The sequence below is a fragment of the Centipeda sp. (in: firmicutes) genome (assembly GCF_057271695.1).
In genome coordinates, this window is the sequence record NZ_DBHIVL010000001.1 from 11,357 (window position 1) to 32,265 (window position 20,909).

General features: G+C 59.6%; 13 protein-coding genes and 1 pseudogene. 11 read left to right on the top strand and 3 right to left on the bottom strand.

Going from position 1 to position 20,909, the window contains the following annotated elements:
• The first annotated feature begins 679 nt into the window (after positions 1–679).
• Positions 680–2,866, top strand: a complete 2,187-nt coding sequence (locus ACO6BQ_RS00065; RefSeq protein ID WP_489118444.1) for a methylmalonyl-CoA mutase family protein — start codon at positions 680–682, stop codon at positions 2,864–2,866.
• The gene (gene scpA, locus ACO6BQ_RS00070) at positions 2,866–5,064 is read left to right on the top strand and encodes a methylmalonyl-CoA mutase (protein ID WP_489118446.1); all 2,199 of its coding nucleotides are present in this window, start codon (positions 2,866–2,868) and stop codon (positions 5,062–5,064) included. Before ACO6BQ_RS00065 ends, scpA begins: the two co-directional genes overlap by 1 nt.
• 33 nt (positions 5,065–5,097) lie before the next feature.
• Here scpA and ACO6BQ_RS00075 read toward each other — a convergent pair.
• Positions 5,098–5,197 (bottom strand): annotated as a pseudogene (locus ACO6BQ_RS00075) (secretion protein HlyD).
• Between the two features lie 313 nt (positions 5,198–5,510).
• Between ACO6BQ_RS00075 and meaB the strand changes: the two are divergent.
• The 4 genes from meaB (at position 5,511) to ACO6BQ_RS00095 (ending at position 10,634) form a co-directional block, all read left to right on the top strand.
• Positions 5,511–6,689, top strand: a complete 1,179-nt coding sequence (meaB, locus tag ACO6BQ_RS00080; RefSeq protein WP_489118448.1) for a methylmalonyl Co-A mutase-associated GTPase MeaB — start codon at positions 5,511–5,513, stop codon at positions 6,687–6,689.
• Positions 6,690–6,753: 64 nt separating this feature from the next.
• On the top strand, positions 6,754–7,311 hold the full coding sequence (locus tag ACO6BQ_RS00085; protein ID WP_489118450.1) for a peptide-methionine (S)-S-oxide reductase: 558 nt from the start codon (positions 6,754–6,756) through the stop codon (positions 7,309–7,311).
• Between the two features lie 335 nt (positions 7,312–7,646).
• Positions 7,647–9,311 (top strand): methyl-accepting chemotaxis protein, encoded by a 1,665-nt coding sequence (locus ACO6BQ_RS00090; protein WP_489118452.1) that lies wholly within the window; start codon positions 7,647–7,649, stop codon positions 9,309–9,311.
• 120 nt (positions 9,312–9,431) lie between these two features.
• The gene (locus ACO6BQ_RS00095) at positions 9,432–10,634 is read left to right on the top strand and encodes a type IV pili methyl-accepting chemotaxis transducer N-terminal domain-containing protein (protein WP_489118454.1); all 1,203 of its coding nucleotides are present in this window, start codon (positions 9,432–9,434) and stop codon (positions 10,632–10,634) included.
• Between the two features lie 86 nt (positions 10,635–10,720).
• Here the strand turns inward: ACO6BQ_RS00095 and ACO6BQ_RS00100 are convergent, their stop codons facing one another.
• Together ACO6BQ_RS00100 and pfkB are read right to left on the bottom strand one after the other, a co-directional pair.
• Entirely contained in the window at positions 10,721–12,622 is a 1,902-nt protein-coding gene (locus ACO6BQ_RS00100; RefSeq protein ID WP_489118456.1) for a PTS fructose transporter subunit IIABC, read from the bottom strand.
• A 21-nt stretch (positions 12,623–12,643) separates the two neighbouring features.
• Complete coding sequence (gene pfkB / locus ACO6BQ_RS00105) at positions 12,644–13,552, bottom strand: 1-phosphofructokinase (RefSeq protein WP_489118458.1); 909 nt, start codon at positions 13,550–13,552, stop codon at positions 12,644–12,646.
• 164 nt (positions 13,553–13,716) lie between these two features.
• Here pfkB and ACO6BQ_RS00110 point away from each other — a divergent pair, with 164 nt between their 5' ends.
• From ACO6BQ_RS00110 to ACO6BQ_RS00130, 5 genes are all read left to right on the top strand, one after another.
• The gene (locus ACO6BQ_RS00110; protein ID WP_489118460.1) at positions 13,717–14,652 is read left to right on the top strand and encodes a YitT family protein; all 936 of its coding nucleotides are present in this window, start codon (positions 13,717–13,719) and stop codon (positions 14,650–14,652) included.
• 189 nt (positions 14,653–14,841) lie between these two features.
• Positions 14,842–16,392, top strand: coding sequence for a gluconokinase (locus ACO6BQ_RS00115; protein ID WP_489118613.1), 1,551 nt, complete (start codon positions 14,842–14,844; stop codon positions 16,390–16,392).
• Between the two features lie 14 nt (positions 16,393–16,406).
• A complete protein-coding gene (gndA, locus tag ACO6BQ_RS00120; RefSeq protein WP_489118462.1) occupies positions 16,407–17,831 on the top strand; it encodes an NADP-dependent phosphogluconate dehydrogenase in 1,425 nt (474 codons plus the stop codon).
• 216 nt (positions 17,832–18,047) lie between these two features.
• The gene (locus tag ACO6BQ_RS00125; protein WP_489118464.1) at positions 18,048–19,367 is read left to right on the top strand and encodes a gluconate:H+ symporter; all 1,320 of its coding nucleotides are present in this window, start codon (positions 18,048–18,050) and stop codon (positions 19,365–19,367) included.
• A 27-nt stretch (positions 19,368–19,394) separates the two neighbouring features.
• Positions 19,395–20,909 carry an FGGY-family carbohydrate kinase gene (locus ACO6BQ_RS00130; protein WP_489118466.1) on the top strand — a complete coding sequence of 505 codons (1,515 nt, stop codon included), beginning with the start codon at positions 19,395–19,397 and terminating at the stop codon, positions 20,907–20,909.

The following is a 20,909-nucleotide window of genomic DNA, read 5'->3' on the forward strand; positions in this document are numbered from 1 at the left end:
GGATGGAGATTTTGCGGATTCGTTCGCCTCGAGAGAGAGTTTGGCAGTGAGACCAGACCATCGGGAACTGAGTAACGATACCGAAAAAGCCCGTTCTGCACACCGTAGAATGGGCTTTTTCTTTGCATAGAATGCCCTTCTTGCGGCGCGTGGAACGATCCTGAGGAGATCTGTGTGCATGTGAAAAGAATCCCATGCCCAGAGATTTCCCCGGGATGAAGGAGTATGCGCTCCTTGGGGAAACATTGCTCATCTTTTCAGTTCTCGTTTTGCCCCTTTGTATTGGGGGCGCGCTCTGAGGGTGGAAGCTCAGAGCGATTTTTTTTAGGGTTAGCAATACTCTGTGTTTATCTTTTTTGCCCTGTCGGCTTCAATACGCTTTCGCGTAGCTCTTCTACGCGTTCAGCGCATTTCATGGACAGGACAAAAAATGGGGAATCGCTGATAAAATGAACTCCGTCAGATTGGTGCAGAATTTTTGTCCTGCCAAGGAAACAAACCGGACGCAGAGTTGGTACTCTGTGGAGGATTTGTTGACACAGGCAGGGCGAAAAGGATGCGCTAAGATGGCGGTGCTGAATTTATCAGCGATTCCCAAGCCCACATCGTATTGCTTTATTATATGTTGGGGGCTATCCCTGACAGAGCCTTCCCGCAATAAATTAAAGGAGGACGTACTATGCCGGAAGAAAAAGAACGGTCGAGTGACGAGGAACTTCAGAAACTTCTGAAGAAATCGGCGGATGTTGAGGACTTCCCCGAGGTCTCGCTCGACGAATTCACTCCGCCGACGGACGAGGAGTGGAAGGCAGCCTGCGAGGCACTGCTCAAGGGGGCGCCGTTCGAGAAGGTCATGTTCACGAAGACCTACGAGGGCATCACCTTCGACCCCATGTATACGAAGAAACACACGGAGGACATCCTGCCCAAGAGTGTCATGCCCGGCATGGGTGACTATCTGCGCGGTGTGGATCCCGCCGGCTACATCGGGAAGCCCTGGGGCATCGCTCAGGCGTGCGATGAGACGCTGCCCGCAGAGAACAACGAACTCCTGCGTCACGAGAATGACAAGGGCTCGACGATCTACCACATCGTGCTCGACACCGCTTCGCGTGCGGGTGTGGATGCACGTCAGGCGGAGAAGGTCGGCGACATCGGTACGAGCGTGACGACGGTCGACGATATGCACACCCTCCTTGAGGGGCTTGATCTTGCGAAGTTCCCGCTCTATGTCTATGCGGGTGCGAATGCTCTCCCGCTCCTCTCGCTCGTCGCGGCGGCACGCCGTGCGGCAGGAGAGGATATGACGAAGGTACAGGGCATCGTCGGGGCCGACCCGATCGGCGCACTCGTGACCGACGGCAAGCTCCCCGCATCGCTCGACGCACACTATGACAGCCTCGCTGCGGCGGCACGCTGGGCGACGGCACATGCGCCGCATCTGCGCACGGTGTTTGTCCGCAGCGATGTCTACAGCAGCGGCGGCGCAAACGATGTGCAGGAGGTTGCAGCGTGTCTGGCGACGGCGGCGGCGTATCTGCGTGCGCTGTGCGAGCGCGGGCTGACGATCGACGAGGCAGCGGGACAGATCGCGTTCGGCTTCTCGATGGGGGCGAACTTCTTCCTGCAGATCGCAAAACTCCGCGCTGTGCGTCCGATCTGGGCGCAGATCGTCAAGGCGTTCGGCGGCAATGCCGAGTCGCAGAAGATGCGCATTCACGCACGTCCTGCGCTCTTCTTCAAGACCATCTACGATCCGTACGTCAATATGCTCCGCAACACGACGGAGATCTTCTCGGGTGTTGTGGGCGGCATCGACTCCTTCGAGAGTGCGCCGTTCGACGAGCCCATCCGCAAGGGCGATGAGTTCTCACGCCGCATTGCACGCAACATCCAGATCATGCTGCAGGAGGAGTTCGGTATGCTCCAGCCGATCGATCCTGCGGGCGGCTCGTGGGCAGTTGAGACGCTGACGCGCCAGATGAAGGAAAAGATCTGGGCGGAGTTCCAGAGCATCGAAAAGCAGGGCGGCATCGTTGCGGCACTCCGTGCAGGCTCGGTGCAGGACGAGATCGCAAAGATTCTCGCCGACCGCTTCAAGAAGGCGGACATCCGCAAAGACCGCATCGTCGGCAACAATATGTATCCGAACATGACAGAGGTTCTGCTCGAAACGCGTGCGGAGGATACGGCAGCACTCAAGGCACAGCGCACGAAGGACATCGAGGCATATCTCTCCGACATCGATACGAAGCACCGCGATGAGGCTCTTGCGGCATTCAAGGCGGACGGCTCCGTGGATCAGGGCATCGAGGCGGCGTTTGCGGGCGCGACGATCGCGGAGCTGATGGCGGCGGTCACGGACGGCAAGGGCGCGGCGGAGACGGTCACGGCGATCGCACCGCACCGCTGGAGCGAGCGTTTTGAGGCACTGCGCCGCCGCACCGAGGACTACAAGGCACAGAAGAACGACAACGTCAAGATCTTCCTCGCGAACATGGGCCCCATCCCGCAGCACAAGGCACGTGCGGACTTTACCACGGGCTTCCTGCAGGTCGGCGCGTTCGAGGTGCTCGGCAACGACGGGTTCAAGACGGTCGAGGAGGCCGCCGAGGCGGCGGGCAAGAGTGGCGCGGATGCGGTGGTCATCTGCTCCACGGATGCGACCTATCCCGAGATCGTACCCGCACTTGCACCGAAGCTCCATGAGGTGCTGCCCGACGCACGCGTATTCCTCGCGGGTGCGGCACCGAAGGATCTCCTTGAGACATATAACAACGCGGGCATTGATGAGTACATCTCCGTCAAGGCGAACTGCTACGAGGTGCTTGAGCGCCTTCAGAAAAAGAAAGGGATGATTGCGTAATGGCAGGCTTTACGAACCCGGATTTCACCGGGATGAGCCTCGGCGAAAGCCCGTCCGCAGACTCCAAGGAGTGGCGCGCCCTCTTCGAGGGGACGACGGGGCGGACGTTTGAGGCACTCACGCACAAGACCATGGAGCGTGTACCCGTGAGCCCCTTCTACGATCACGACGTATACGATCGTATGAGCCACCTCGACTTTGCGAGCGGCATTCCGCCGTGTCTCAGAGGCCCGTACTCGACGATGTACGTGTTCCGTCCGTGGACGGTGCGTCAGTACGCGGGTTTCTCGACGGCAGAAGAGTCGAACGCGTTCTACCGCCGCAACCTTGCCGCAGGTCAGAAGGGTCTTTCCATCGCGTTCGACCTCCCGACCCACCGCGGCTACGATGCGGACAACCCGCGCGTTGTCGGCGACGTTGGCAAGGCGGGCGTTTCGGTCTGCTCCATGCTCGACATGAACATCCTGTTCTCGGGCATCCCGCTCGACCAGATGTCCGTCTCCATGACGATGAACGGCGCGGTTCTGCCGGTTCTCGCGTTCTTCATTGTTTCTGGTGAGGAGCAGGGCGTTGACAAAAAGATCATGGCGGGTACGATCCAGAACGATATTCTGAAAGAGTTCATGGTTCGTAACACCTACATCTATCCGCCTGAGATGTCCATGCGCATCATCGGCGACATCTTCGAGTACACGACGAAGTATATGCCGAAGTTCAACAGCATTTCCATCTCCGGCTACCATATGCAGGAGGCGGGTGCACCTGCGGACATCGAGCTCGGCTACACGCTGGCCGACGGACTTGAGTACATCCGTACGGGCATCAAGGCGGGGCTCGCCGTCGACGACTTTGCAAAGCGGCTCTCGTTCTTCTGGGCAATCGGCAAGAACTACTTCATGGAGATCGCAAAGATGCGTGCGGCGCGTGTCCTCTGGGCAAAGATCGTCAAGTCGTTCGATGCGAAGAACGACAAGTCGATGGCACTCAGAACGCACAGCCAGACGTCCGGTTGGTCGCTGACGGCGCAGGATCCGTTCAACAACATCGCCCGTACGGCGATGGAGGCGATGGGCGCGGCACTCGGCCACACGCAGTCCCTCCATACGAACGCACTCGACGAAGCGATCGCACTGCCGACGGACTTCTCGGCGCGTATTGCGCGTAACACGCAGCTCTACATCCAGGACGAGACGAGCGTGTGCAAGATCATCGATCCGTGGGGCGGTTCGTACTACGTCGAGGCTCTCACGAACGAGATCATCCGTCGCTCTTGGGCGCATATCCAAGAGGTCGAGGCACTCGGCGGCATGGCAAAGGCGATCTCGACGGGACTTCCGAAGATGCGTATCGAGGAGGCGGCAGCACGCCGTCAGGCACAGATCGACTCCGGCATCGAGAGCATCGTCGGCGTGAACAAGTACCGCCTCGAAAAGGAAGACCCCCTGCAGATCCTCGCCATCGACAACACCGCCGTACGTCAGGCACAGGTCGAGCGTCTTGAGAAACTGCGTGCAGAGCGCAACGCCGATGATGTGCGCCGCTGCCTTGAGGGCATCACGAAGGCGGCAGAGACACGCGACAACGGCAACCTGCTCGAAGCGGCCGTCGATGCGGCACGCGCCCGCGCCTCGCTCGGCGAGATCTCCGATGCGGTGGAGAAGGTCTCCGGCCGTTTCCAGGCGGTTATCCACACTATTTCCGGTGTCTACTCCTCCGAGTTCACGGACAAGACCGAGCTTGACCGCGCCCGCGAGATGGCGGACGAGTTCGAGGAGCTGACGGGTCGCCGTCCGCGTATCTTCGTCGCGAAGATGGGACAGGACGGACACGACCGCGGACAGAAGGTCATTGCGTCCTCCTTCGCCGACATGGGCTGGGACGTCGACGTGGGTCCTCTCTTCCAGACCCCTGCCGAGACGGCGCAGGATGCGGTCGACAACGACGTGCACATGGTCGGATTCAGCTCGCTCGCAGCAGGGCACAATACGCTCCTGCCTCAGTTGGTGGACGAACTGCGTGCGCTCGGACGCGACGACATCATGGTCTGCATCGGCGGCGTTATCCCCGTGCAGGACTATGACAACCTCTACGAACACGGCGCGGTTGCGATCTTCGCACCGGGCACGAACATCCCCGAGGCGGGCATCAAGCTCCTGACCCTTCTCATCGCACGCGCGAAGGAAGAAGCCGCGGGCTGATATAGGGGAACACGGACGAAATCATCCACTCATCTAAGTGCATCTTTTTCGCCCTGCCATCGTCGCCAAATCCTCTGCATAGACCACTATGCGTCCGGTTTGTCTCCTTGACAGGACAAAAAATCTGCACCAATCTGAGCGGATTCAATTCATCCGTGCTCCCCTGCAGCGCCGCTCTCTCTGTGAGGGCGGCGTTTTGCCATACAACAGAATGACTGCCGTGCGTACCCCTTCGCAGAACCCTCGTTACGCAAGCGGTCGGACACTTATCTGCCTAAATACCTGCGGATTTCAAACGCGCTTCGCTTGAACGGTAGAAATCCGCAGGGGGCAGAACGTGTCCTCTTTTCCGCTTGCTTCTCTAAGGTTTGCTCAGGGGAACTGCACGTCTATACGATACAGAAAATATCAACGCCATAATTTTTCCTAGTAGGAAAGGAGGCTTTATGAGCGAAAAATATACCACAGAACGGCCCGACTGGGTACCCGAGGATGCGGACTGCAAGTTCACGACAAGCGTCATGGGCGGCATCGAGGGCATCAAGGATCTGACCGTCGGCAATATCAATCCGAAACTGCTGAACGGAACGGGAATGCCCCGCCGCAAGCTCGTCCTCTCCGAGGACGACTATGTGGAGGGTGTTGCGCGCGGCGACCGCATGACACTCTCGCGCGCGATTACGCTGATCGAGAGCAACAGCAGCAAGCATTTTAAGCTTGCACAGCGGGTGTTGCAGAGACTCCTGCCAAAGACAGGAAATGCCCTGCGCATCGGCATCACAGGTGTGCCGGGCGCGGGCAAGTCCACGATGATTGAGGCGTTCGGCAATATGCTCTGCGATGCGGGGCATCGCGTTGCCGTTCTCACCATTGACCCGACGAGTTCCGTGACGAAGGGCTCGATCCTCGGTGACAAGACGCGCATGGGCACGCTCTCGCGCCGTCCCGAGGCATTCATTCGCCCATCTCCTGCAGGCGGGACGCTCGGCGGCGTCGCGCGCAAGAGCCGCGAGACCATGCTGCTCTGTGAAGCGGCGGGCTACGATGTCATCATCATTGAGACGGTCGGTGTCGGACAGTCCGAGACGACCGTGCGCTCGATGGTCGACTTCTTCCTGCTCGTCGTGCTGACGGGTGCGGGCGATGAACTGCAGGGCATCAAGAAGGGCATCATGGAGCTTGGCGATGCCATCGTTATCAACAAGGCGGACGGCGATAACCTGCTCAAGGCAAAGGTCGCGCGCGGTCAGTACGAGCGCATGCTTGAGTTCATCCGCCCCGCGACGCCGGGGTGGGAGACACACGCCTACCTCGCGTCCGCCGTCGAAAAGACGGGGCTTGCCGAACTCTGGGAGGTCATCCGCATCTTCCGCGACAAGACGACCGAGACGGGCATCTGGAAGAAACGACGTGACGGTCAGCTCCTCGACTGGATGAACAGCATGATTGACGAGCATCTGCACAACCTCTTCTTTGAGGATGCCATCGTGCGCGGACGGATGCCCGAGGTCAAGAATGCGGTTCTCTCGGGCAACATCTCGCCGACACAGGCAGTCGCCGAGCTCCTCAGCGTGTTCGACGTACGTCGTGCGGCAGGGCGGCAGGTCGACCTCTTTACGAATTGAGAACAGCCTCCCCCGTAAACGGGGGAGGGGGACCGCGCGCAGCGTGGTGGAAGGGGGACTTAGATTGCACAAACGCATCTGCCTCTCGGGCGCGGATATGTACGAGCTCGAGGAGGTCTTTACGGGGCGGCGCGGCATTGCCTCCGTCCGCACCGGCTACATCAATGCTGCGCCCGATGCCCGACATGAGGATGTGGCGACGGGCGCGGCGGGCGGACGCATGGGCATCGAGATCTGCTACGATCCGAAGAAGATCGACATCTCGCAGCTGCTCGACCTTCACTTCGCCGTCGTCACACCCTACAGCATCGACGGGCAGGGCTATGTGCGCGGCGCGATGTACCGCGCGGGTGTCTTCTACGAAAGCGCGGAGGATGAGCCGCAGATCCAGCTCTATCTCACCTTTCTCGCGGGGAAGGGACGCTGTCCTGCCACGGGTGAGCACCTGACGCTCAACGACCCGAACAGCAGCGCGGCGGCGCGGCGTGTTCTGCACGCAACGATGGAACGGCTCACCTCGTTTCAGGCGGCGTCGGACGAGCATCAGGGATATTTGAAGAGAAATCCGCAGACGGAAACCTACATCGACCTCGTACGGCTGCGCGAACTCGTACAACTTTGATTCAGGAAGCCCTGATAAATTCAGCACAGGCATCTTAGCGCATCTTTTTTGCCCACGCAATGCCTGCAAATCTTCCGCATCGCTTTCATGATGCGGAAGATTTGCCTCCTGCGTCGCTCGGTCTTCATTGGATCGGCGATTCCGAAAAAAAGACCATTGGCCTGTCGGGCGGATGGTCTTTTTTCGAAATCATAGACGATTTTCATTTTTATACAACGTGTTTTGTGTTATAATCGACGACACGAGATGTGTTTATCGCGTCCTTCCGCATATCCTGTTACCGGACATTACGGCAGGGGGCTGATCGGACGGAGCGAGTAAAAGGGGAAATGGGTATGAGTATACGCACAAAACTGCAGTCGATTCTGATTCTTCTCTTTGTATTTATTGTGGGATTGGTCGGGCTGAATTTCTTTACGTTTAACGAACTCAAAGGGGATTCGCCTGCGGTTAACGCCTCCGGCTCGCTGCGGATGCGTGCCTATCAGCTCTCGTGGGGAGCGGCACGGCTTGTGTCGGCAGATGAGGGCGATGCATCCGCACTGCGCACATCGATACAGAAATCTCTGGAGGACTATGATCGTATTCTGAAGGGGTTGGAGCAGGGCGATGCGGCGATGGGGCTGACTGCCCCCACGGATGAGGCGGTGCTGCGCCAGCTCGGTGTCGTGAAGCCCCTGTGGGAGGCGTACCGCGCCGATGTGAATGCCGTTGCCGAGGGAGCGGACGAGGAGATGCGCCGCGCGGCAGAGGCAAAGGTGGCGAAAGAGGTTGCCCCCTTTGTGGCGGAGGTCAACAAGCTGGTCGTCGCCTACGATGCCGCAAGCCAGACAAAGATCGAAACGTCCAAGAACATCCAGCTCGGTGTGATCCTCCTCACCATATTCGTGGTGGGCGGTGCACTCTGGCTGATCCTCACGCAGATTCTGCGTCCGCTGGCAGCATTGACGGAGTCGTTTCGTGATATCGCCGGCGGAGAGGGCGATCTGACACAGCAGCTCCATGCGGAGCGCGATGATGAAATCGGTCACATCGTTCTTCACTTCAACACCTTCGTCGGGAAAATGCGTACCATCATGCGCGGCGCACAGGAGAGTGCGGCAGAGGTCGCACAACTCTCCGGCGCACTCTCACGGGCAAGTGGGGAAAGCAGTCAGGCGGTCGAACTGGTCGCAGGATCCGTCACTGATGTCGCAGGTCAGGCGAACGTGCAGAACGGTGAGATGCAGGAACTTGCGGATCATGTGACACAGATTGCGGCTGGTATGGCGCAGATGCTCGCCTCTGCCGAACGCTCTGCCGTACTCTCTGCAGATTCCGAGGAAAAGGCGGCGGACGGCCGGGATGGTGCGGCGCGTGTCGCAGCACAGACCGATGTCCTGCGCGATATCGTCATGACCATGGATCGGAACGTGCAGACCCTCACGCAATATGCGGAGGACATCAATCAGATCATCGATCTCATCAAGGGCATCTCGGGACAGACAAATCTGCTCGCGCTCAACGCCGCGATCGAAGCGGCACGCGCCGGCGAGAGCGGGCGCGGCTTTGCCGTTGTCGCGGAGGAGGTGCGCAAGCTCGCCGAGAGTTCGAGCCTCGCGGCGGATGATGTCACGGCGAAGATGAGCGGCATCCGCCAGCAGGTGCACGAGACGCGCAGTGCGAATCAGGAACTCGTCAGCGAGCTCGCGAAGATCACGGAAGCGGTCGGCGCGGTACGCACCTCACTGAACGCCATCGCCGAGAGTTCCGAGGAGAGTCGCAGAGCCGCTGCAGAGATCGTACAGCTGAATCAGACGGCATCGGTAGGTGCGCAGAGTGTTGCGGGAACATCGGGGAACGTCGCAGAAGCGGCGAAGCAGATTGCGGGGCTCTCCGAAGAATCGGCAGCCGCCATCGAGGAGCAGAGTGCGACGTTGGAGCAGATCGTCGCCACGGCGGAGCGTCTGTCCGGTTTGTCGACGAAGCTGGACGGTCTTGTCGGAAAGTTCAAGGTCTGAGATTGACTTCATACGAAATACAATGTACTTTGTGCGGATCTGTCAAACAGGGGGATTGCGCGGCGGCTTTTCTGCGATAGCATGGATAGAGCGGCCTTTTTGTTGCAACGAGAGGGAAATATGTCAATTCATAATAAATTACGCATCACACTCGCCGCCCTCTTTGTCTTCATCATCGGGGTGGTCGGGCTGAACTTCGCCACCTTTGCACAGCTGGATGGGGACTCCCTCGCGGTCAATGCCTCCGGCTCGCTGCGGATGCGTGCCTATCAGCTTGCGTGGCTTTCGGCACGCCTTGTTCCTGCCGATGCGGATCAGGCGGCCGATCTCCGGCGGACGATGGTGGCGCAGATTCAGACGTACGACCGCATTCTTGCGGGGCTTCGTCGGGGCGATGCGGAGATGAATCTCCGCCCGGCGTCGGATGAGGCGGTCAAGGAACAGCTCCGCACGCTGCAGCCTCTCTGGGAGGAGTACCGGACGCATGTGTTTGCCGTTGCGGGGGCTGTGGGAGAAGAGGAAAAATCCGAGGCAAATGCCGTTGTCGCCGCCGAGGTCGTCGGCTATGTGACCGAGGTGGACAAACTCGTTACGGCGTATGACAATGCAAGTCAGGCAAAGGTCGCTGTTTCCAAAGACATCGCGGTGGGCGTGACTGTCCTTGCGTTCATTATCTTTGCCATCTCCTCCTACGGTATCTTTACGGGGGTTCTGCGGCCGATTACGGCACTTAGCGCCTCGTTCCGCGAGATGGCGGGCAAGGAGGGCGATCTCACGCAGCAGCTCACTGCCAAACGCAGTGATGAGGTCGGACGCATCGTGCAGTCGTTCAATACCTTTGTCAGCGACCTGCGCCGCATCATACAGCGGGCGCAGGCGTGCGCGACCGAGGTCGCGGGACTGTCGGATACGATGTGGCGGGCGAGTGTTGAGAACAGCAAGGCGGTCGAATGCAACGCCGTCGCCATTACCAATGTCGCCGCACGTACCGGCGAACTGGATGAGAATATTCAGATGCTCGCGGCAAGTGTACACGGAATTTCTGCACACTTGGAGGAGATGCAGACCCTTTCACAGGCGGCGGATGTCAACCGCACGGCACTCCTTACCTCCATTGAGGCAGTGCGTGCCTGTACGCAGCTTGCAGCAGCGGCATCGAAGGATGCCGCGAAGGCGTCGCGGGAGATCGCCGCACACGTAACGGACTCGGCGGCCGCCATTGAGCAGGAAACCGCCTCCCTCGATGCCTTTGCTGCAACGTCGGAGCAGCTCAAGGGTCTTGCTGCAGATCTGGATGAGCTGGTTGGGCGATTTAAGGTGTAAGAGTTTTCCCTTCATAAATACAGAAAATCCCGTCTTGCCGTGATTGGCAGGACGGGATTTTGCTATGCCGTTATGCTGTGTTTCTTTTACTCCTTGATCGGCTTCTTGAGCAGGGAGAGGATGACGGCACTGACGATGGCACCGATGAGGATGCTCACGAGGTACATGAGCGGGTTGCCGATGGTCGGGACGACGAAGATGCCGCCATGCGGTGCGCGCAGGGTGCAGTCAAAGAGCATGGTGAGTGCGCCGGCGAGTGCAGAGCCGACAATCATCGATGGGATGACGCGCACGGGATCGGCCGCCGCGAACGGGATTGCGCCCTCGGTGATGAAGGAGAGTCCCATGACATAGTTCGTGATGCCCGCCTTTCGCTGGCTCTCGGTGAAGCGGTTCTTGAAGAAGGTGGTCGCAAGCGCAATCGCAAGAGGAGGCACCATGCCGCCCGCCATGACCGCCGCCATGACGTGATACTCACCCGAGGCGAGCAGTCCCGTGCCCGTGACGTACGCCGCCTTGTTGATCGGACCGCCCATGTCGACTGCCATCATGCCGCCGACGATCAGCCCCATGAAGATGCGTGCCGAGGGATCCATGCCGCCGAGCGTTGCGATCATCCAGTTGTTGATGGCGGAGACAGGCGGTGCGATGATGTAGAGCGAGATGAGCCCCATGATGAGGATGCCGAAGAACGGGTAGAGCAGGATCGGCTTGATGCCGTCGAGGGAGGCGGGCAGTCCTGCAAATACCTTCTTGAGAAAGTTGACGGCGTAGCCGCCGACGAAGCCCGCGAGAAGTGCGCCGAGGAAGCCCGTACCCGTTGCGCCCGCGAGCGAGCCGCCGACGAAGCCGACGGCAAGTCCCGGGCGGTCGGCGATGGACATACCGATGAAGCCCGCGAGGACGGGGAGCATGAAGCCGAACGAGGCACCGCCGACCTGCATGAAGAACTTGGCAAGCGGGGTGTTCGAGCCAAACTTGGACGGATCGATGCTGTAGTCGTCGAAGAGGAAGGCGAGGGCGATGAGGATACCGCCGCCCACAACGAACGGGAGCATGTGCGAGACACCGTTCATGAGGTGTTTGTAGATCTGGCGGGCAAGGCTCTCGTCCGTGCCGCCGTCTGCGCTTTCCGCTTCGTCCGCGCCGCTCGCACGATAGACGGGGGCACTGCCCGAGAGGGCGCGGTCGATGAGCTCGTCTGCCTTGTTGATACCGTCCGCGACCTTTGTGATGACGACGCGATGTCCGTCAAAGCGGGACATGGCGACGTTCTTGTCCGCCGCGACGATGATGCCGTCGGCGGCGGCAATCTCCTCGGGGGTGAGTGCGTTCTTGATGCCCGCCGAGCCGTTCGTCTCGACCTTGACGGTGAGGCCGCGCTTCTTCGCGTGCTGCTCGATGCTCTCCGCCGCCATAAAGGTGTGTGCGATCCCTGTGGGACAGGCGGTGACGGCGAGGATCTGGATGTGGTCGGCAGTCGGTTTTGCCTTCTCGGATGCCGTGCCTGTGCTCGGGGCGACAAAGCGGTCATTTTCCTTGTCGTCGACAAGCTGACGGAACTCATCGACGGTCTTGGCGGCAATGAGTGCTTCCTTGAAGTCGGGATCCATAATCATGGTCGCGAGCTTTGAGAGGATGGCGAGGTGTTCGTCGTTCGCTCCGTTCGGTGCGGCGATCATGAAGAAGAGGCGGCTCGGGTTGCCGTCCATGGCGGCAAAGTCCATGCCGTCGGGGATGGTCATTGCGGCAAGCCCTGCCGCTTTTACGCCGTCGCTCTTGGCGTGCGGCGTTGCGATGCCGTCGCCGAGCCCCGTGGTGCCGCTCTCCTCGCGGGCGAGTACGTCCTTGACGTACTGTTCTTTATCGCTGAGGTTGCCGCCCTTTTCCATATAGTCCGCGAGCAGGCGGATGGCAGCCTCCTTCGAGGCGGGGGCGGAAACGCCGAGGGCGATGCTCTCGGGTTTCAGAAGATCGTTGATATGCAAGGGAAAACCCCTCCTTTTTCACTAGACGATAGTTTTCAGCAGCGCAAGTGCCTCCTCGCGCGTGGCGAGGTTCGGTGAGAATGCGGAGGCGGAGCCGGTCGCAACGCCCATGTAGAAGGCGTGCTCATAGCTGCCGTCCGACTCCATGAATCCCGCGAGGAAGCCCGCAACCATCGAGTCGCCCGCGCCGACGGAGTTGACGAGCGTACCCTTGGGTGCTGGGGAGCGGTAGAATACGCCCTCCGATGTGAGGAGGATCGCGCCGTCGCCCGCCATCGAGATCAGCACGTTCGTCGCGCCCTCCTCCTGCAGTTTCTTTGCGTGGTAGATAATCTCGTCGTCGGTCTTCAGCTCCACCCCGAACATCTCGCCGAGTTCGTGATTGTTCGGCTTGATGAGGAACGGGCGGTACTTCAGCACGCGCCGCAGGAGATTCTTTGTCGCGTCCACGACGATGCGGATGCCGCGCCCCTCCAGATGTTCCATGATCCGCTCATAGATGTCGTCGGGCAGCGTGTTCGGAATCGACCCTGCGAGGACAAGCGTGTCGCCGCTCGTCAGACGGTCGAGCTTTGCAAACAGCGCACGCTGCGCCTCCTCGGTGATGACAGGCCCCTGCCCGTTGATCTCGGTCTCGCTCTCCGCCTTGATCTTGACGTTGATGCGCGAGAAGCCGTCGTCCAGACGCACGAAGTCACCCGTAACGCCGAACGAATGCAGCATCTGCTGCATCGCAACGCCTGTGAATCCTGCGAGAAACCCGAGTGCCGTCGAGTCATGTCCGAGATTTTTCAGCACGATGGAGACGTTGATGCCCTTGCCCCCCGGCAGGATCTGCTCGTAATTCACGCGGTTGATCTCGCCCGCAGTGAAGTTCTCCAACCGTACGATGTAGTCGATCGACGGATTGAAGGTGACGGTGTAGATCATCCATATCCCTCCCTTAAAAAATCCTATTTGTGTAGCCCCTTAAAACCATCATAAACGGCACAGCAGGGAAAGTCAAGAAAATCACTCTCAGATCAGAAGTCTTGTCAGCGCATTTCCTTTCCTCTATAATAGGAGCAGACATTACATTGGAACAGGGGAGTATTATGACTGCAGAAATGGATATGATGAAAACGGATGGTCAGACAGGAGGCGTGCCGCCGGCAGTAACGGCAAAGCCGAAGAAGGCGGCGCACAAGGGCGCGGGTTTTTACCTCAAAAAAGGACTGTGGCTGATTCTCGGCGCACTCATCACCGCCGCAGGGCTCGAACTTTTTCTGATCCCGAACAACGTCATCGACGGCGGCGTGGTCGGTCTTTCGATCATGGCGCAGACGATTACGGGCATGGGGCTCGGTGTGTTCCTTGTCCTCTTTAACATTCCGTTTGTCTACATGGGCTATAAGCAGATCGGCAAGAGTTTTGCACTCTCGACCGTGTTTGCCATCATCATGCTCTCGATCTGGTCGGGTGTCCTTCACGACGTGCCGCAGGTGACGACAGATCCGTTTCTTGCGGCGATCTTCGGCGGCGTGGTGACGGGGCTCGGGGTCGGCATCGTCATGCGTACGGGCGGCTGTTTCGACGGGACGGAGATTGTCGCCATCATCATGGACGCACGAACGCAGTTCTCCGTCGGCGAAGTCGTCATGTTCATCAACCTCTTTATCCTCTCGTCGGCGGGGCTGCTCTACGGCTGGGACAAAGCGATGTACTCGCTCTTTGCCTACTTCGTTATCGCGAAGATGATCGACGTGGTGCTCAAGGGTCTCGACGAATCGTACGCCGTCATGATCGTCACGAGCGAGCACGAGGAGATGACCATCGCCCTCAACGAGCGCCTCGGGCGCGGTGTGACCCTGCTGCACGGCGCGGGCGGCTACACGGGCGAGCCGAAGGAGGTTCTCTACTGCGTCGTCACACGCCTGGAGCTCGACAAACTCAAGGAGATCGTCCTCGACAAGGACGAGCGTGCCTTTGTCACCATCAATGCCGTACACGACATTGTGGGCGGACGATTCAAGAAAAAGGCGATTCATTAGGGAAGCACTGATAAATTCGGCGATTCCCTAGACTGAAAGCCGCACTCGTACGGGTGCGGTTTTTATATGCAGTGATATGATATAAAAAACTCATTTTATAAAATAAAACATGATAGATATATTGCTTTTTAACAGGGTGCGTGCTAAAATGTAGAAAAATCATCCTTGTATTCACGGAAAGGCGGCGGCATGATGGGCAGTGTGAAAGAGCAGAGCATATGGATCGGCGTGGATGTCGGTACGACGGGGGTACGCGCCATTGCATACGAGGCGTCGGGCGTGAGCCGTGCGGCGGCAGAGGCATTCTATCCGCTGCGCACGCCGCATCCGGATCGGGCGGAGGAACGTCCCTCCGAGATCCGCGCGGCGACGGAGCAGGTGGTACGCAAGGTGGCGGATGCGCTGCGTCATCAGGGGCGGATACCATCCGGCATTGCGCTCAGTACGGTCATGCACAGCCTGATTCCGCTCGATGCGGCGAAAGAGCCGCTCGCGGATATGCAGACATGGGCGGACAGCCGCAGTGCGGGCATTGTGCGGGAGCTGAAAGAAAACGAACCTGCGCTCTGCCGCGCGTTCTACGAGCGTACGGGCTGCCCCATGCACGCCTGTTATCCGCTGGCAAAGATTCTCTGGCTGAAACAGAATCGCCCCGAACTCTTCGCGCGTACGAAGTTCATCGGCTCGATCAAGGATCATCTCTTTCATGCGTTTACGGGGAAGTTCCTCATCGACCGCTCGACGGCGAGCACGACAGCACTCTACAATGCACGTCGGCTTGCGTGGGATGCGGAGATCCTGAACTTTATCGGGATCACGGAGGAGATGCTGCCGCCCGTCGTCTCGACGACGGAGATGCGTCCGCTGACGGCGGCTGCGGCGGAGCGGATGCACCTCACGGCAGATCTGCCCGTTGTGATCGGCGCGACGGACGGCGTGCTCGTCAATGTCGGCATTGGTGCGGTCGCAGCGGGGCAGCTGAGCGCGACCATCGGCACGAGCGGTGCTGTGCGGATGCTCGTCGGTGAGCCGCGCACGGATGACGCAATGCGTACATGGTGTTATAATCTGGTGGACGGCCTCTGGGTTGCGGGCGGTGCGATCAACAACGGCGGCATGATCCTGCGCTGGATGCGCGACAAGATCTGCCATTTCAGCGAGGCGCAGATGGCGGCACTGGACGTGGATGCCTACGACCTTATGACAATGAAGGCGGCGAAGATTCCCGCAGGCTCGGACGGGCTCATCCTCCTGCCGTTCTTCACGGGCGAGCGTGCGCCGTACTGGAACTCCGATCTGCGCGGCCTCTTCTTCGGCCTCTCGCTGAATCACAGCCGTTCGCACATGATCCGCGCCGTCATGGAGGGCATCTGCTACGGGATGCACAGCGTCTTTGATGCCCTGCAGGGGTTCGGTGCGGTGCGTGACATCCGTATGAGCGGCAGCTTTACGAAGTCGCCGCTCTGGATGCAGATCCTCGCGGACGTGCTCGGCGAGCCGCTTGTCCTTCCGAGCAACAGTGAGGGCGCAGCCTACGGTGCTGCGGTGCTGGGTTTTATCTCTGCGGGTGAGATGAAAGGGATTGCGGATACGGCAGCTCTTGTGCATGCAAAGAAGGTCTACACGCCCGACGAGGAAAATCACAAGACCTATGCGCAGCTCGCGGATATCAGTGGGCGGCTTTATCGAAACTTACAAAAAGAATTTGCCGAGATCGCGGCATATCAGGCAGGACGTTGAGGGAGGAAGATCGGATGAAGAACGGAACAATGGACATCGGCGTGATCGGCATGGGGGTTATGGGAAGCAATCTCGCGTTCAACATGGCGGATCACGGCTTTCAGGTGGCGGGGTGGAACCGCACCGACGATATGACCGAGGCAGCGGAAAAGCGCAATCCGCCCGCGAACTTTCACGCGTTCTATGATCTCAAGGCGTTTATCGATTCCCTGAAGAAGCCGCGCCGCGTCTTTGTGATGATTGCGGCGGGTGCGCCCGTGGACTGGGCGATTGAGACGCTCGTGCCGCTCTTGGAGAAGGGCGACATTATCCTCGACGGCGGGAACTCGTTCTATGAGGACACGCACCGCCGTCACGACGCACTGAAGGAGCAGGGGATCTGCTACTTCGGCGTGGGGGTATCGGGCGGCGAGAAGGGCGCACGCAGAGGTCCCGCCATCATGCCCGGCGGCGACCGTGCGGCGTACGAGGCGGTACGTCCCATCCTCGAGGGCATCGCTGCGCGTGCGGGGGAGGAGCCGTGCTGTACCTACATCGGCGAGGACGGTGCGGGGCACTATGTCAAGATGGTACACAACGGCATCGAGTATGCGGATATGCAGCTGATCGCCGAGACCTATCTCATCCTGAAGCACGTCGGCGGGCTCTCGAACGAGCGCATCGGCGCGATCTTCCACGCGTGGAACACGGGGGAGCTGAGGAGCTATCTCATCGGCATCACGGCGGACATTTTTGCCGAGCAGGACGCGGAGACGGGCAGGGCACTCGTCGACCTCATCGTCGACCGCGCGGGGCAGAAGGGGACGGGGCGTTGGACGAGCCTCGAGGCACTGCAGCGTGGTGTCGATCTCTCCATGATCTCAGCGGCGTGCAATGCGCGTGTACTGTCGAACCTTACCGAAGAGCGTGCCCATGCGTCTGCCGTGATGCGTGCGCCTGCAGCGGCGGACATGACGGCAGAGGCGGACTTTATCGAGGCCGTGCGGCGCAGCCTCTATACGGCGAAGATTGTCGCCTACGCACAGGGCTTCTCCCTCTACCGTGCCGCCAAAGAGGAGTTCGGCTGGTCGCTTGACTTTGGAAAGATTGCGTCCATCTTCCGCGCGGGCTGCATCATCCAGGCGGAGTTTTTGCAGCGCATTACGGATGCCTATGCGCGTGATCCGGAGCTGAAGAACCTCATGTTTGATGACTTCTTCCTCTCCTCGATCAATCGGAACATGGAGAGCCTGCGCAGCATCGTCTGCCTCGCCGTGGAGCGCGGCGCGCCCATTCCCGCATTCTCCGCTGCCATGCAATACATCGATGCCTTCCGCAGCCCACAGCTCGGCGCGAACCTTATTCAGGCGCAGCGCGACTACTTTGGCGCGCATACCTTTGAGCGCGTCGACAAAGAGGGCTCGTTCCACCATGTATGGCAGGAGCATTACGAAAAGTAAATACGCTTACGGGTTGCTGCATACATGAGTGTAGCAACTTTTTTTGCTCTGAAATGATATTTAATAAACAAAATATAATTAAATAAATGAAATGCTGTTTACAAATGAAAGGCTATCGTCTATAATTACATCAGGAATTGTTATAGGTTTTGCTGTCAGTAGTTGAGGCAGCGCGCTACGGGGGGCGATCCCCCATTGTGAAAGGAGAGGAATCCTATGCCGCTCGTAATTCTAGCTGTGGGCATCCTGCTGCTGTTCTTCCTCATCGTGCGTGTGAAGCTGAATAGTTTCATCTCGCTGCTCATCGTCGCGGGGCTGATCGGCTATGCAGAGGGGCTGCCCGTCGGGCAGATCATCCCCGTGATCCAGAAGGGGCTTGGCGGAACGCTCGGCGGGCTTGCCATTGTCGTTTCGTTCGGTGCAATTCTCGGCAAACTGATGGCGGAGAGCGGCGGCGCACAGCGCATCGCAATGACGCTCATCCATATGTTCGGGCGCGAAAAGGTCAAGTGGGCGGTCTGCCTCACGGGCTTCGTCGTCGGGATCGCGCTCTTCTATGAGATCGGCTTTGTCCTCCTCATCCCGCTCGTCTTCACGATCGCGGCATCGGCGCAGATTCGCCTCCTCGAGGTCGGGATTCCGATGGCGGCAGCACTCTCCGTGACACACGGCTTCCTGCCCCCGCATCCGGGGCCGACGGCGATCTCGGTCATCTACAATGCGGACATTGGCTTGACGCTTGTCTACGGCGGAATCCTCGCCGTTCCGACGGCAATTGTCGCAGGTCCTCTTTTCTACAATTTCGTCAAGGATCTCAACCCTGCGATTCCCGAGGGGCTGTACAATCCGAAGGTGTTCACGGATGAGGAGATGCCGAGCTTCGGCGTGAGTGTATTCACGGCACTCGTGCCGGTCGTCCTCATGGCAGCGTCCGCCATCGGCAAGCTCTCCCTGGCGGCGGACTCGCACCTGCGCGCGATTCTCGTCTTCCTCGGCTCGCCGGATATGGCACTCACGATCTCCATCTTCATCGCGTTCTACACATTTGGCATTGCACGCGGCAAGAGTATTCAGGAGATCATGAAGATCTCCGAGTCTGCAATTCTTGCGATTGCAATGATCCTCCTCATCGTGGGCGGCGGCGGCGCGCTCAAGCAGATCCTCATCGACAGCGGTGTCGGCAACTACATCGGCGCACTGCTCATGGGCTCCGATCTCTCGCCGCTCGTACTCGCGTGGTCGATTGCGGCGGTCATCCGCATTGCGTGCGGCAGTGCGACAGTCGCGGCACTCACGGCGGGCGGCATTGCCGCACCTGTGGTTGCGCTCACGGGGGTCAGCCCCGAGCTCATGGTGATCGCGACGGGCGCGGGCAGCCTCATCATCTCACCGCCGAACGATCCGGGCTTCTGGCTCTTCAAGGAGTTCTTCGGACTCACGGTCAAGGAGACGGTGCGCACGTGGTGCACGATGGAGACGATTATCTCCGTGCTCGGCCTTGCGGGCGTTCTGATCCTCAATATGTTCATCGGCTGATAAGCGCACCAAAGGAGCGTGGCTGTCATGGGCTATCTTTTGGGCATTGATGCAGGCTCTACGAACTATAAGGCAATCGCGTGCGATGCGGCGGGGAGATTCCTCGCCTCCGCGCGGCGGCCGGCAAATACGAAATATCATGAAAACGGCTGGGCGGAGACTTCGCCTGAACTGATCTGGGAGGGCGTTGCTGCGTGTACTGCAGAGGTCGCGGCGCAGCTGCCCGGTGAGAGCTGTGACGGCATCGCCGTCGCGAGTTCGGGCGAGGATGTACTGCTTGACGGCGCGGCACAATCGGTGTATCCTGCAATTCGGTGGTTCGACACGCGTACAGAGGCGATTGCCTCGGCGTGGGAGCCGTTCGGGCGTGAGCGGATCTATCGGATCACGGGCATCAACCCGAACCCCGTCGCGAGCATCACCAAGATGCAGTGGATCAAGCGCTATGTGCCCGAGGCATGGGAGCGGGCGCGCCTCTGGATTCCGATCGCGGGCTTCATCAGTCTGAAACTGACGGGCACGGCGCGTGCGCCGTGGACGAACGCCTGCCGCTCAATGGCGTTCGATCTGAATCGCCGCGACTGGTCGGAGGAGATCCTCGCGGAGGCGGGCATAGAGCGTTCCCTGCTCGCAGAGCCGATCCACCCCGGAGAGCAGATTGGTGCTCTGACCGCAGCTGCTGCGGCGGCAACAGGGCTCAAGGAGGGAACGCCCGTCTTTGCGGGCGGCGTGGACTATGCCTGCGGCACCTTTGCCACGGGCATCATCCGTCCGGGACAGATGCTGGACTCCACGGGGACGAGCGAGCAGCTGCTTGCGATTCTCGACGCACCCGAGATCAGCAGCGCCAGCATGGAGAAGAATTTCACATCCGTCGCCTACGTGGTGAATGACGCTTACTACATCATGGGTATGATCGTGGCATCGGGCGGTATCTTTGAATGGTTCAAAAACACATTTGCGTGTGAGTCCTTCGATCTGCTGGTCGATGAGGCGGTGCGTGAGCCGATCGGCGCACGCGGCTGTATGATGTTGCCGTATTTCTCGGGACGGCACACGATGGGCAGCGATCCTGCGGCGCGCGGCGCATTTGTGGGGCTCACGCGCGCAACGACGCGCGACACCTTTGTCCGCGCGATTCTCGAGGGGCTCTGCTACGAGATGCACAGCATTGTGCAGGCGATGCAGGAGCTCTCGGGGCAGAGCGTCGAGTCGATCTACGCCATCGGCGGCGCAGCAAAGAGTGCTTTTTGGATGCAGATGAAGGCGGATGTCACAGGCATCCCCGTACGCAGCAAGGATGTTCCCGAGGCAGCGGCGCTTGGGGCGGCGATGCTCGCGGGACTTGGTGCGGGCGTCTATACGAGCCCCGAGGATGCTGCGGCGCGCGTGCAGTTTGCAGAGCGGCAATATACGCCCGATGCAGCGCACCACGCACAGTATATGGAGCTGTATGAGACGTTGAACCGCGCGCTCTATCCCGCTCTGCGGGAGTTCAACGCTGCGGTCACGCGCGCACAGGGAACCAACGAAGGAAAATAG